Source organism: Caballeronia sp. LZ028 (assembly GCF_031451415.1).
In the GTDB taxonomy this organism is placed as follows: Bacteria; Pseudomonadota; Gammaproteobacteria; order Burkholderiales; family Burkholderiaceae; genus Caballeronia; species Caballeronia zhejiangensis.
In genome coordinates this window covers 741,623-753,404 of record NZ_JARUXN010000001.1, presented here as the reverse complement: position 1 = coordinate 753,404, position 11,782 = coordinate 741,623, and the positions used below count along the sequence as shown (strand labels likewise).

Annotated in this window: 13 protein-coding genes; 11 read left to right on the top strand and 2 right to left on the bottom strand. The window is 64.7% G+C overall.

Annotated elements, in window-relative coordinates; translation table 11 throughout:
* Positions 1-142 precede the first annotated feature (142 nt).
* Positions 143-580 carry a hypothetical protein gene (locus QCE58_RS03575; RefSeq protein WP_250520936.1) on the top strand — a complete coding sequence of 146 codons (438 nt, stop codon included), beginning with the start codon at positions 143-145 and terminating at the stop codon, positions 578-580.
* 63 nt (positions 581-643) lie between these two features.
* On the opposite strand, the gene purM is transcribed toward QCE58_RS03575, so the two are convergent.
* A complete protein-coding gene (gene purM / locus QCE58_RS03570) occupies positions 644-1,699 on the bottom strand; it encodes a phosphoribosylformylglycinamidine cyclo-ligase (RefSeq protein WP_008351388.1) in 1,056 nt (351 codons plus the stop codon).
* A 250-nt stretch (positions 1,700-1,949) separates the two neighbouring features.
* Here purM and hda point away from each other — a divergent pair, with 250 nt between their 5' ends.
* From hda to QCE58_RS03535, 7 genes are all read left to right on the top strand, one after another.
* Positions 1,950-2,744 (top strand): DnaA regulatory inactivator Hda, encoded by a 795-nt coding sequence (gene hda, locus QCE58_RS03565; protein WP_008351391.1) that lies wholly within the window; start codon positions 1,950-1,952, stop codon positions 2,742-2,744.
* A gap of 11 nt (positions 2,745-2,755) precedes the next feature.
* A complete protein-coding gene (locus QCE58_RS03560; RefSeq protein ID WP_008351393.1) occupies positions 2,756-3,442 on the top strand; it encodes an HAD family phosphatase in 687 nt (228 codons plus the stop codon).
* Complete coding sequence (gene pcnB / locus QCE58_RS03555; protein ID WP_008351395.1) at positions 3,435-5,012, top strand: polynucleotide adenylyltransferase PcnB; 1,578 nt, start codon at positions 3,435-3,437, stop codon at positions 5,010-5,012. The genes QCE58_RS03560 and pcnB overlap by 8 nt, the downstream gene beginning before the upstream one ends.
* 78 nt (positions 5,013-5,090) lie before the next feature.
* On the top strand, positions 5,091-5,645 hold the full coding sequence (folK, locus tag QCE58_RS03550; protein WP_008351396.1) for a 2-amino-4-hydroxy-6-hydroxymethyldihydropteridine diphosphokinase: 555 nt from the start codon (positions 5,091-5,093) through the stop codon (positions 5,643-5,645).
* On the top strand, positions 5,642-6,322 hold the full coding sequence (locus QCE58_RS03545) for a deoxynucleoside kinase (protein WP_008351398.1): 681 nt from the start codon (positions 5,642-5,644) through the stop codon (positions 6,320-6,322). Before folK ends, QCE58_RS03545 begins: the two co-directional genes overlap by 4 nt.
* A 38-nt stretch (positions 6,323-6,360) precedes the next feature.
* Complete coding sequence (panB, locus tag QCE58_RS03540; protein WP_034470688.1) at positions 6,361-7,176, top strand: 3-methyl-2-oxobutanoate hydroxymethyltransferase; 816 nt, start codon at positions 6,361-6,363, stop codon at positions 7,174-7,176.
* A gap of 109 nt (positions 7,177-7,285) precedes the next feature.
* Positions 7,286-7,585 (top strand): hypothetical protein, encoded by a 300-nt coding sequence (locus tag QCE58_RS03535; RefSeq protein WP_008351402.1) that lies wholly within the window; start codon positions 7,286-7,288, stop codon positions 7,583-7,585.
* A gap of 18 nt (positions 7,586-7,603) precedes the next feature.
* Here the strand turns inward: QCE58_RS03535 and QCE58_RS03530 are convergent, their stop codons facing one another.
* Complete coding sequence (locus QCE58_RS03530) at positions 7,604-8,536, bottom strand: copper resistance D family protein (RefSeq protein WP_250433747.1); 933 nt, start codon at positions 8,534-8,536, stop codon at positions 7,604-7,606.
* 461 nt (positions 8,537-8,997) lie between these two features.
* Here QCE58_RS03530 and QCE58_RS03525 point away from each other — a divergent pair, with 461 nt between their 5' ends.
* From QCE58_RS03525 to trhA, 3 genes are all read left to right on the top strand, one after another.
* The gene (locus QCE58_RS03525) at positions 8,998-9,744 is read left to right on the top strand and encodes a cytochrome c (RefSeq protein ID WP_008351405.1); all 747 of its coding nucleotides are present in this window, start codon (positions 8,998-9,000) and stop codon (positions 9,742-9,744) included.
* 21 nt (positions 9,745-9,765) lie between these two features.
* On the top strand, positions 9,766-11,064 hold the full coding sequence (locus QCE58_RS03520; RefSeq protein WP_008351407.1) for a cytochrome c: 1,299 nt from the start codon (positions 9,766-9,768) through the stop codon (positions 11,062-11,064).
* 92 nt (positions 11,065-11,156) lie between these two features.
* Entirely contained in the window at positions 11,157-11,777 is a 621-nt protein-coding gene (trhA, locus tag QCE58_RS03515) for a PAQR family membrane homeostasis protein TrhA (protein ID WP_008351409.1), read from the top strand.
* Positions 11,778-11,782: the final 5 nt, after the last annotated feature.

Here is an 11,782-nt window from a genome sequence, read left to right as displayed (position 1 = left end):
AATTTTGCACACGATCGTTCTATAAGCTTAGTATCAAAAGGCTTCGCTGAGCGGCGCCACTGCGCCACGGGCTTGCCAATGTCAGACAGTCACGGCCGCGGCCGAAAGCTTCCAAGGCAGGAAGGACACTTTAACGCTCCTGATGCCGCGGCTGTCGTTTCCGTCCGGCGATACAGCGTTGATGCCACCTGGCTTGAAGATGTACGTGCCGCGCTACGAGGCGCTTACGACGCTCCTTCGGGTCGATCTATCCGAAAAATACAGCGACCCACGCACGCTCGATCAATTGAGCGCGTGGTACAAGCGAGAAATCCAATCGTTTGGCGGCCATCGCTACATGTGGGTGCAGGGGACCTCTATCGGGCTGCTCACGGAGAGCGCGAACTGGATCGTCGAATACAACGGCGCGTTGTACAAGGGCGAGTTGCTTACACCCGGATTGCGCCCGCCTTACCTGCCCAACGGCGTTTCGCACGTCGATCCAAGACCGGCCTATAACAAGACAGCTATGGACTTCCTCCTCACGCAACTGGGGCCGAATCCGCAGCAAATTCGGTCGCCTTACATGCGGCCGATGTAATCCCCAAACAAAAAACCCTCGCACTCCGCGAGGGTCTTTCGTATCAGCGCGACAACGGCACTATCAAACCACCACCGTCTGCGCCTCACCTTCCTTGCTCTCGCGCACGACGCCGATCTTCCACACCTGCTCGCCCGCGCCCGACAACAGGCCGGTTGCCGCATCGGCATCTTCCGCCGCAACGATCACCGCCATGCCAATACCGCAGTTGAACACGCGATGCATCTCCGCATCCGCGACGCCGCCGTGCTTCTGCAGCCACGCGAACAGCGGCGGCAGCGGCCACGCGCGATGATCCAGCTCCGCCGTCAGCCCATCGCGCAGCACGCGCGGAATATTCTCGACGAGACCGCCGCCTGTGATATGCGCCATGCCCTTCACCGTGACGCTTTGCATCGCCGACAAGAGCGGCTTCACGTAGATGCGCGTGGGCGCCATCAGCGCGTCGGCAAGCGTTCGGCCGTCGAAATCGGCGTTGAGATCCGGATTCGCGCGCTCGATGATCTTGCGCACCAGCGAATAACCGTTCGAGTGGATGCCGCTCGATGCCAGGCCCAGCACGACATCGCCCGGCTTGATCGTGCTGCCGTCGATGATCTTGCTCTTTTCCACCGCGCCGACCGCGAAGCCCGCGAGGTCGTATTCGCCGTCCGGATACATGCCCGGCATTTCCGCCGTCTCGCCGCCGATCAGCGCGCAGCCCGCCAGCTCGCAGCCCGTGGCGATGCCCTTCACGACGTCCGCCGCGGTGTCGACATCCAGCTTGCCGCACGCGAAGTAATCGAGGAAGAAGAGCGGCTCGGCGCCCTGCACGAGAATGTCGTTGACGCTCATCGCGACGAGATCCTGGCCGACCGTGTCATGCCGGTTCAGCGTGAACGCGAGGCGCAGCTTCGTGCCGACGCCGTCCGTGCCCGATACGAGCACCGGCTCCTTGTACTTCTTCGGCACCTCGAAGAGCGCGCCGAATCCGCCGATGCCGCCCAGCACGCCGTCGCGCAACGTTTTCTTGGCAAACGGCTTGATCCGGTCGACGAGCGCGTCGCCCGCGTCGATGTCCACGCCCGCGTCGCGATACGACAAACCTTGGGCGTCCGGTGCGGATTTCGGTTGATTCATGGAGGGAGGAGCAAGAAGGTCGGTAAAATGCGATTTTACCCGATGATGACCCGTCGACGGTCGGCCAGCCGGATTTTCCCGCGCACGCCAGAATCCGCGAAGGCGCTTTTTTCGAGATCGCAGACAATCTCAGAAGCGCCCGAGCCATTGGCGCGCAAGGCCGTCCGCCGCGGCTTTGCGCGTATACCCGCAGCTCATCCGGCAGTTTTCAAGATTCGCCCGACTCAAGGCCCGACGATACCGATCTCCCGTGCAACGCCAACTGACGCTCGATCTGGGCACGCCGCCGCCCGCCACCTTCGATAACTTTTTCGCCGCCGGCAATCACGAACTGATCGCGCGGCTGCGCGAACTCGAAGGCGCGCTCGCGGCCGGGCCGGTCGCCGACCGCACGTTCTACGTGTGGGGCGAGCCGGGCAGCGGCCGCAGCCACCTGCTGCAGGCGCTCACGCACGAGGCGAACGGCCATGCGCGCTATCTCGGCCCGCAGAGCGCGCTCAACGCATTCGGGTTCGATCCGCGCGTGACGCTTTACGCCGTCGACGATTGCGACCGCCTTTCCCCCGCGCAGCAGATCGCCCTTTTCAATCTCTTCAACGAAGTGCGCGCATATCCGGCGAGCGCGCTCGTGGCCACCGGCAACGACGCGCCGCTCGCGCTCACGGTCCGCGAAGACCTGCGCACGCGGCTCGGCTGGGGCCTCGTGTTCCATCTTCAGCCGCTTTCCGACGAAGCGAAGGCATCGGTGCTGAAGCACGCGGCGCGCGAACGCGGCATCGTGCTCGCCGACGACGTGCCCGCCTATCTGCTCACGCACTTTCGCCGCGACATGCCGAGCCTCATGGCCCTGCTCGACGAACTCGACCGCTTCTCCCTGGAACAAAAGCGCGCGGTGACGCGAGCGCTGCTGCGCACGATGCTCCAGCAAACCGGCCGGGCCGCGCCCCTCGTTCCCGTATCGGCGCCGGAAGAAACGCCCGCCGATCCGAACGGCCCCGAATCCGGCCCCGCCGCGCCGGACAACGATCCGACCCGCTTCAAGTAGAATGCGCTCCCATGAACCTTGCCCTCTTTGATCTCGATCACACGCTCATTCCCACCGACAGCGACCACGAATGGGGCCGCTTCATGGTGAAGCTCGGCATCGTCGAGGCGGAATCCTTCGCGCGTCAGAACGACGCCTTCTACGCCGATTACAAGGCGGGCGTGCTCGACATCAACGCGTATCTGCACGCGATGCTGGCCCCGCTCGCAAAATACTCGCGCGAACAGCTCACCGACTGGCACGCGCAATTCATGCGCGAAGTGATCAACCCGCGCATCGTGCCGGCCGCCGTCACGCTCGTGCGCGAGCATCAGGACGAAGGCGATCTCTGCTGCCTCGTCACCGCGACGAACGCGTTCATCACCGCGCCGATCGCCGAAGCCTTCGGCATCGAAACGCTGATCGCCTGCGAAGTCGAAACGGTCGACGATCATCCGCTCGGCGCGCTCACCGGCCGGCCGACGGGCACGCCGAGTTATCGCGAAGGCAAGATCGTGCGCGTCGAGCAATGGCTCGCGACGCTCGGCAAGACGCTCGACGACTTCAAGCACAGCTATTTCTACAGCGACTCGCACAACGACATCCCGCTGCTCGAGCGCGTCACGGATCCGGTCGCGACCAATCCCGACGACACCCTGCGCGCGCACGCGCAAGCCAAAGGCTGGCGCATCCTGAACCTGTTCGACACTCGTGATTAAAAAACTCATCCGCAAGCTGTTCGGGCAAGAAACCGCCTCTGCCGACGAAGGCCACGACGTCCCCGCCGCTGCTTCCGAAGCCGCACCGAAACCCGCTCGCAAGAGCACGCGCAAGAAAGCCGCCGCGCCCGTGAAGCGCGATCCGAACGTGCCGGTCATCCTGTCGTCGGAGATTCACGGCATCGATCCTTCGCTGATCTCGAAGAACGCGATACGCGTGACCGACGGCCTGCAGCAGGCCGGGCATCGCGCGTTCATCGTCGGCGGCGCGGTGCGCGACCTGCTGCTCGGCGTCGCGCCGAAAGACTTCGACGTCGCCACCGACGCCACGCCCGATCAGGTGCAGAAGCTCTTTCGCCGCGCGCGCATCATCGGCCGGCGCTTCCAGATCGTGCATGTGCAGTTCGGGCAGGAGATCATCGAGACATCGACGTTCCGCGCGCTCATGGACGCGCCGCCGGAGCCTTCCGCCGAACCGCCGCGACGCCTCAAGCGCGGCGAGCTCGATGCGCGCACGCACGCCGTCGATGCGAGCGGCCGCGTGCTGCGCGACAACGTCTGGGGCGAGCAGCACGAAGACGCCACGCGCCGCGACTTCACCATCAACGCGATGTACTACGATCCGGCCACGCAAACGGTGCTGGATTATCACGACGGCATGGCCGACATCCGCGCGCGCCTGTTGCGCATGATCGGCGATCCGGCCACGCGTTATCGCGAAGATCCGGTACGCATGCTGCGCGTCGTGCGTTTCGCGGCGAAGCTCGGCTTCGAGATCGACGAAGCCACGCGCGCGCCGATCAAGGATCTCGCCGACCTGATGAACAACGTGCCGGCCGCGCGTCTCTTCGACGAGATGCTGAAGCTGCTCTTGTCCGGCCATGCGCTCGCGTGTCTCACGCGGCTGCGTCAGGAAGGGCTGCATCACGGCGTGTTGCCTCTGCTCGATGTCGTGCTCGAACAGCCGCACGGCGAGAAGTTCGTCACGCTCGCGCTCACCAGCACCGACGAGCGCGTGCGCGCCGGCAAGGGCGTGTCGCCGGGCTTTCTCTTCGCGACGCTCCTGTGGCACGACGTGCAGACGCGCTGGCAGCAATACACCGCGAACGGCGACTATCCGGTGCCCGCATTGCATCGCGCGATGGACGATGTCCTCGATATGCAGACGGAGAAACTCGCGATCCACAAGCGCTACTCGTCCGACATGCGCGAGATCTGGGGTCTTCAGCATCGGCTGGAAAAACGCGGCCGCAGCGCGCTGAAGCTGCTGGAACACCAAAGATTCAGAGCGGGGTATGATTTCCTGCTGTTGCGTTGCGAATCGGGCGAGCTCGATGCGGCCATCGGCCAATGGTGGAGCGACTTCATCGACGGCGATCACGCCGAGCGCGAAGCACTCCTGTCGCAAGGCGGCAAGGATCGCAACGCACCGAAGAAGCGCCGGCGCCGCAGCAACGCGAAGCGTCGCTCGGGCGAACCCGGCGCGCAGGACGAGCAAGCCGCGCAGGCAGGCAATGACGACGCGGTATCGAGTGCGGCGAACAGGCGCGAAGCCGCCGACGACGAGTAACGCCGGATTTGGTTACAGTAGCGAAGAGCGATCCTGTTCTCCCGCTTTCCGCTGTGACCCACGCGTAGGACTTCTGCCATGACGATTGCTTATCTGGGCCTGGGGGCGAATCTCGGCGATGCGCGCCAGACCCTGAAAGACGCAGTCGTGTGTCTCGCCCAGCAGCACACGATCACCGTGCTCGCGAAATCGAGCGTCTATCGCACCGCGCCGATCGATTCATCGGGCGACGATTACTTCAATTGCGTCGTCAAGCTCGAAACGAGCCTGCCCGCGCGATCGCTGCTGCGCCTGTGTCATCACATCGAGTTGCAGTTCGGGCGCGAGCGGCCGTATCGCAATGCGCCGCGCACGCTCGATCTCGACATCCTGCTGTACGGCGCATCGAGCATCGACGAAGCCGATCTCGTCGTGCCGCATCCGCGCATGACCGAGCGCGCCTTCGTGCTCGTGCCGCTCGTCGAGCTCGAGCCGGATCTCATCCTTCCTCAACGCGGTCGCGCCGATGCGTTCATCGACGGCGTCGCCGATCAGCGCATCGAGAAAGTCGCGACGTGTCAGTGCATGGTCGCGACGCAACCGCGCGGCTCCAACGCAACCGACTCCCCTTCCACGAAGACAGACTGCCGATGAGCGTTCCGCCACTCACCGTCACCGCGCCTCAACTGCGGCCGCCGCATCGTTACATCGCGATCGAAGGGCCGATCGGCGTCGGCAAGACCACGCTCGCGACGCTGCTCGCCGAACGGTGGTCGATGCGCACGCTGTTCGAGCGCCCGCAGGACAATCCGTTTCTCGAGCGTTTCTATCGCGACACCACGCGGCACGCGCTCGCCACGCAGTTGAGCTTCGCGTTGCAGCGCGCATCGCAGACGCAGGAAGCCGCCGATATCGTCACGAGCGGCGCCGCGCTGATGACCGACTTTCTCACGCAGAAGAGCGAGCTCTTCGCGCGCCTCACCCTGCCCGACGACGAGTTCCAGCTCTACAAGGACATCGCCTCGCGCATTCATGCGAGCGCGCCCGCACCCGATCTCGTCGTCTATCTGCAGGCGAGTCCGGAAGTGCTTTTTTCGCGCATCCAGAAGCGCGCGCTGCCGATGGAGCTGCAAATTTCCGATTCGTATCTGCGCGCGCTCTGCGATGCTTATAACGACTTCTTCTATCACTACGACGCGACGCCGTTGCTCACGGTGAACGCGGAGCACCTGAACCCGCTCGCCTCGGATGACGACCTCGCGCTTCTGATCGAGCGCATCGGCGCCATGCGCGGGCGCAAGGAATTCTTTGTCAAAGGCGTATCGGTCTGAATTCGCAGCCCGGCCACGCTCTCTTCAGTGAAACGACCATGACGTATCTGCAGGAAACGAATCGCGCGACGATCACCGTCCCCAAGCTCCAGACCATGCGCGAAAACGGCGAGCGCATCGCGATGCTCACGTGTTACGACGCGAGCTTCAGCGCGCTGCTCGAACGCGCGGGCGTCGATGTCATGCTGATCGGCGACTCGCTCGGCAATGTGCTGCAAGGCCACAACACGACACTGCCAGTGACGCTCGCGGACATCGCGTATCACACGGCGTCGGTCGCGCGCGGCAATCGCAGCGCGCTGATCGTCGCGGACATGCCGTTCGGCACCATCGGCTCGAAGGAAGACGCCTATGCGAACGCCGTGCAACTGATGCGCGCGGGCGCGCAGATGGTGAAGATCGAAGGCGGCGAATGGCTCGCGGATACCGTGCGCTTTCTCGTCGAGCGCTCGATTCCGGTGTGCGGGCACGTCGGTCTCACGCCGCAATCGGTGCACGCATTCGGCGGCTTCAAGGTGCAGGGCAAGTCCGAAGCGGCGGCCGAGCAGATGAAGCGCGACGCCATCGCGCTGCAGGAAGCCGGCGCGCAACTGCTCGTGATCGAAGCCGTGCCGACGTTGCTCGCGCGCGAAGTGACCGCAGCGCTCGCGATTCCGACGATCGGCATCGGCGCGGGCGTCGACTGTTCCGGACAAGTGCTCGTACTGCACGACATGCTCGGCATCTTTCACGGCAAGCGGCCGCGCTTCGTCAAGGATTTCATGCAGGGTCAGCCGAACATTTTCGCCGCCGTCGAAGCCTATGTGCGCGCGGTGAAGGACGGCAGTTTTCCCGGGCCGGAGCACACGTTTTGAGCGAATGCGGCCCCGCGCGGGCCGCGCTTCACGATCTGCGTTTTCTCGTACATACTGGCGAGCTTCTTGCGCATACGCTGCCGATAGTCACCAAAAAGCGAGAACAATCATGTGGCAGGTCCTTCCCGATGAATACGTCCGTGCCCAGCTCGCGGTCGGCTCGCTCGTCGCGCTGGGCGTGGCGCGCGTGGTGGCCGCGGGAATCGGGGCGCAGCGCGGCTGGCGCATCGCGGCCGTGACGCGCTGGTTCATCGGTGCGGCGGTCGTGTTCTGCCTGCCGCAACTGGTCGAAGTGATCTTCGTCGGCGGTTCGCATACGGCGTTCGTCGAGTTGCAGGGCAAGATCATCGGCTGCGCGGTCGCGCTGTTTTGCGCGCCGATCGTCAGTCACAGGCTCGGCTACGAGTAACGCCGCGCGTCGCCGTTTTCATCCCGCGAGCGACGAACCCGGCACGCTGTGCGACAGCACCGCCGCCGCCACGAACACACCCGCCATCATCAGCGCTTCGACGCGCATCACGTTGATGACCGTATGCGCGTCCATCGTCGATGCCGAGCGCGACAGGCGCGGCAACGCCGACCAGCGGTTGAGCGCGCCGAACGCGAGCGCCGCCGCAACCAGCAGCATCTTCACGATCAACGCATGACCCCACGCGCTCGCGGTCAGCACCGCGGCCGATCCGCCGATGCCGCGCCACGCGTTGAACACGCCCGTCAGCACGACGAACGCGACCGCGATCGACGCCGCTCGCGACATGCGCGCGACCGTGCGGATCAGATATGCGCGCGCAAGCGACGTATCGAGCGCCGGCAACACGAACGCACCCGCGATCACAATGCCGCCCCACGCCGCCGTCGCGAGCAGATGCAGCGTCTGAACCGCTTCGGCGAGCGAGAACGCGCCGGCATCGGCGGCATGGCCGATCGCCGATTTGCCCGCCGCGACGATCAGCGCGGCAACGAGCGCCATGCCGATCCGCGTACCGGAAAGCGCGCCGCCGCCCGCCGACGCGAGCAGCAACAGCACGCTGCCCGCCAGTGCCACCGACCAGCCGATGCCCGCGTGCGTGCCCGTCGCGACGAGCCACAACGCGCCGCCCGCCTGCACGATCGGCGCGCCGCTCATCGCCGCCGCCTGCAGCCACAACGAAGCGAAGTTGCACAGAACGAGCGCGATGGCTGCGATCGGACCGCCGCGCGCCGCCCGCAACCAGCCGCGCCGCGCGGGCGATACGGTCGCGAACGCCTGTTCGCGCGACAGCCACACGTTCAGCAGCAGCGCGCCGAGCACGCAGGCGAAGGTCAGATCGGCGAGCGCGGCGAAGGCCGTCTGCGCGAGCGAGAGAGGATCGTCGTTCATCATGCGGAACCGGGCGCGGCGTGAACGCGCATTGCTAAAGGGAAGGTCATCGAAGGAATTTTGCGGAGTCTGAATGAAGGTCCACGGTGCAGCACAGCATCGAACACGAGCGAAACGCCTTGAATTTTTGCCGGACGCTTCCGAAACTGCATGAAGCACGTCGATCGGGCGTCTCGCATCGAGTCGAATATTTGTCGAGAGGCAATGAACCACACGCGCCTAGGAAGTTCGTCGCGGGTGGTCAATAGCCGCGCGGCATATTGTCGCGAATGCGCTGCAGCGGGACTTAGAGCGAGATTGTGTCAAATAGTCATCATCATGCATCGATGATAGAATGCCGCGTCGCATCAGAGGCTCGTCGAGCCGCTGTGGCCGTGGTCCGCCACCCACCGCCCCCTGCGTGGCCGTGGTTCGCCACCTTCGCACCGAGCCGCACGAAGCTCGGCAGGTCCCCGAATTTCATGGAGTGTCGCGTGTTTTCAAGACGCATTTTTCGTCCGCTGCTCGCTATGGCTTTTGCCTCGGCTCTGGTAGGCAGCGCTGGCGTTTTCAGCTCCGCCGCGCAGGCGCAGAACCAGCCGATCGCACCGGACACGATGGCCGCGCGCGTGCAAGGCTGTACCGCGTGCCACGGCGTTCACGGTGAAGGCACGGACAACGATTACTTCCCGCGTCTTGCCGGCAAGCCTGCCGACTATCTGTACAACCAGCTCCAGAATTTCCGCGAAGGGCGGCGCAAGTACCCGCCGATGAACTACCTCGTCACGTATCTCTCGGACGATTACCTTCATCAGATCGCGACGTACTTCTCGAACCAGCGCCCGCCGTATCCGACGCCCGTGAAGTCGAACGTGTCGGCCACGACGCTCGCGCGCGGCCAGCAGCTCGTGCTGAACGGCGATGCATCGAAGAACATTCCCGCGTGCGCGGCCTGCCACGGCAAGGGTCTGACCGGCATGCAGCCGGCCATCCCGGGTCTCGTCGGCCTGCATTCGGACTACATCAGCGCGCAAGTCGGCGCATGGAAGTCGGGCACGCGTCACGCGAAGGCGCCCGATTGCATGCAGCAGATCGCCTCGCGCCTGACGGACGACGACGTGACCGCCGTCGCCGCATGGCTCTCTACGCAAACCGCACCCGCCAACCCGGTGCCCGCGCCCGCTGGCTCGTTGAAGATGCCGCTCAAGTGCGGCAGCGAACCGCAATAAGGCGTCTGGAGCGACAACACAATGAAACGCAAGTCCCTGTTCGCACTTTCCTCGGCTGTCGTGGTGGCAGCCGTCGCAGCCGGCGCCGTCCTCTGGTCGGGCGGCGACAACCTGCATTCGGGCGGCGCCATCGCGGCGACGCCTGCCGACAAAGCCGCGCTCATCAAACAAGGTGAGTACCTCGCCCGCGCCGGCGACTGTATCGCGTGCCACACGGTTCGCGGCGGCAAGGAATTCGGCGGCGGCCTGCCGATGGCCACGCCGTTCGGCACGATGTTCACGCCGAACATCACGCCGGACGATCAATACGGCATCGGCAAGTGGACCTCCGACGACTTCTATCGCGCGATGCACACGGGCCGCTCGAAAGACGGTTCGCTGCTCTATCCGGGCTTCCCGTTCACGAGCTACACGAAGGTCACGCGCGCGGACTCGGACGCGATCTACGCGTATCTGCGCTCGGTGCCGCCGGTTTCCGAACCGAGCCGTCCGCATGAACTGCGCTTCCCGTTCAACAACCGCAACCTGCTGATCGGCTGGCGCACGCTGTTCTTCTCGGAAGGCGAGTACAAGCCGGATCCGACCAAGTCGGTCGAATGGAACCGCGGCGCGTATCTCGTCGAAGGCCTCGGTCACTGCGGCATGTGCCACACGTCGATCAACGCGATGGGCGGCCCGGTCAGCTCGGCGGCCTTCGCCGGCGGCCTCATCCCGCTGCAGAACTGGTACGCGCCGTCGCTGACGTCGAACAAGGAAGCCGGTCTGGGCGACTGGGACCTGAAGGACATCAACGATCTGCTGAAGACCGGCGTGTCGCAGCGCGGCGCGGTGTTCGGCCCGATGGCGGAAGTGGTTCACAACAGCCTGCAGTACATGACCGACGCGGACATCAACGCGATCTCGACGTATCTCAAGTCGATTCCGCAAAAGAAGGAAGCGCCGGAAGTCATGCAGCTGGAGACGTCCGAGAAGTTCGGCGGCGAACTGCTCACGCTCGGCAAGAAGGTCTACACCGAAAACTGCGCGAAGTGCCACGCGGAGAACGGTCTCGGCAAGCCGCCTGCATACCCGCCGCTCGCGAACAACCAGTCGATCCAGATGCAATCGGCCGTCAACCCGATCCGTATGACGCTGAACGGCGGTTATCCGCCGAGTACGGAAGGCAACCCGATGCCGCACGGTATGCCGCCGTTCGCACAGTCGCTGTCGGATACGGAAGTCGCCGCAGTCGTGACGTACATCCGTATGTCGTGGGGCAACCACGGCACGCCGGTGTCGCCGCAGCAGGTGAGCAACCTGCGTTCGGCGCCGCTCGACTGATGGCTTCATAGGTCCTTCGCCGGGACAGCGTACAATACGCATATGGGGCGCAGCCTTCGTGGCCGCGCCCCTTGTCTTTTGGTGAATTCGATATGCATGTCGGCGAGCGTTTCAACAGCATCAGCCATTTGATCGGCGCGCTGCTGTCGGTTGCGGGTCTGGCTGCGCTCGTCACGATGGGCGCGCTCGACGGTGACGCGTACAAGGTCGTGAGCTTCGCGGTGTACGGCGCGATGCTCTGCGCGCTCTACGTGATCTCCACGCTGTATCACTGCGCGCGCTCGCCGCGCATGAAAGCGATACTGCAGAAGTGCGATCACTCGGCCATCTACTTGTTGATAGCCGGCAGCTACACGCCGTATACACTAGTGACCTTGCGCGGTCCCTGGGGCTGGTCGCTCTTCGGCGTGAGCTGGGGGCTCGCCGCGCTCGGGATCGTGCAGGAACTCACGCTCGGGCGGCGAACCCGCAGCGTTTCGATGGTGCTGTACGTGTTGATGGGATGGCTCGCGCTCGTAGCCATTCATCCGCTCGTGACGGCGCTGCCGCCCGCGGGAACCGCGTGGCTGGTGGCGGGCGGCGTCGTGTACACCGCGGGCATCTGGTTTTTCATCAACGACGAGCGCATCCGGCACGGACATGGCATCTGGCATCTGTTCGTGCTCGCGGGCAGCCTGTGCCAGTTCGTGAGCGTCGCGCGCTATGTCGCGTGAGCGCC

Excerpts from the sequence above, each read along its gene's own strand:
- QCE58_RS03575 (WP_250520936.1), top strand. The coding sequence starts at position 143 with ATGCCGCGGCTGTCGTTTCCGTCCGGCGATACAGCGTTGATGCCACCT.
- purM (WP_008351388.1), bottom strand. The coding sequence starts at position 1,699 with ATGAATCAACCGAAATCCGCACCGGACGCCCAAGGTTTGTCGTATCGC.
- QCE58_RS03560 (WP_008351393.1), top strand. The coding sequence starts at position 2,756 with ATGAACCTTGCCCTCTTTGATCTCGATCACACGCTCATTCCCACCGAC.
- folK (WP_008351396.1), top strand. The coding sequence starts at position 5,091 with ATGACGATTGCTTATCTGGGCCTGGGGGCGAATCTCGGCGATGCGCGC.
- QCE58_RS03545 (WP_008351398.1), top strand. The coding sequence starts at position 5,642 with ATGAGCGTTCCGCCACTCACCGTCACCGCGCCTCAACTGCGGCCGCCG.
- panB (WP_034470688.1), top strand. The coding sequence starts at position 6,361 with ATGACGTATCTGCAGGAAACGAATCGCGCGACGATCACCGTCCCCAAG.
- QCE58_RS03535 (WP_008351402.1), top strand. The coding sequence starts at position 7,286 with ATGTGGCAGGTCCTTCCCGATGAATACGTCCGTGCCCAGCTCGCGGTC.
- QCE58_RS03530 (WP_250433747.1), bottom strand. The coding sequence starts at position 8,536 with ATGAACGACGATCCTCTCTCGCTCGCGCAGACGGCCTTCGCCGCGCTC.
- QCE58_RS03525 (WP_008351405.1), top strand. The coding sequence starts at position 8,998 with ATGGAGTGTCGCGTGTTTTCAAGACGCATTTTTCGTCCGCTGCTCGCT.
- QCE58_RS03520 (WP_008351407.1), top strand. The coding sequence starts at position 9,766 with ATGAAACGCAAGTCCCTGTTCGCACTTTCCTCGGCTGTCGTGGTGGCA.
- trhA (WP_008351409.1), top strand. The coding sequence starts at position 11,157 with ATGCATGTCGGCGAGCGTTTCAACAGCATCAGCCATTTGATCGGCGCG.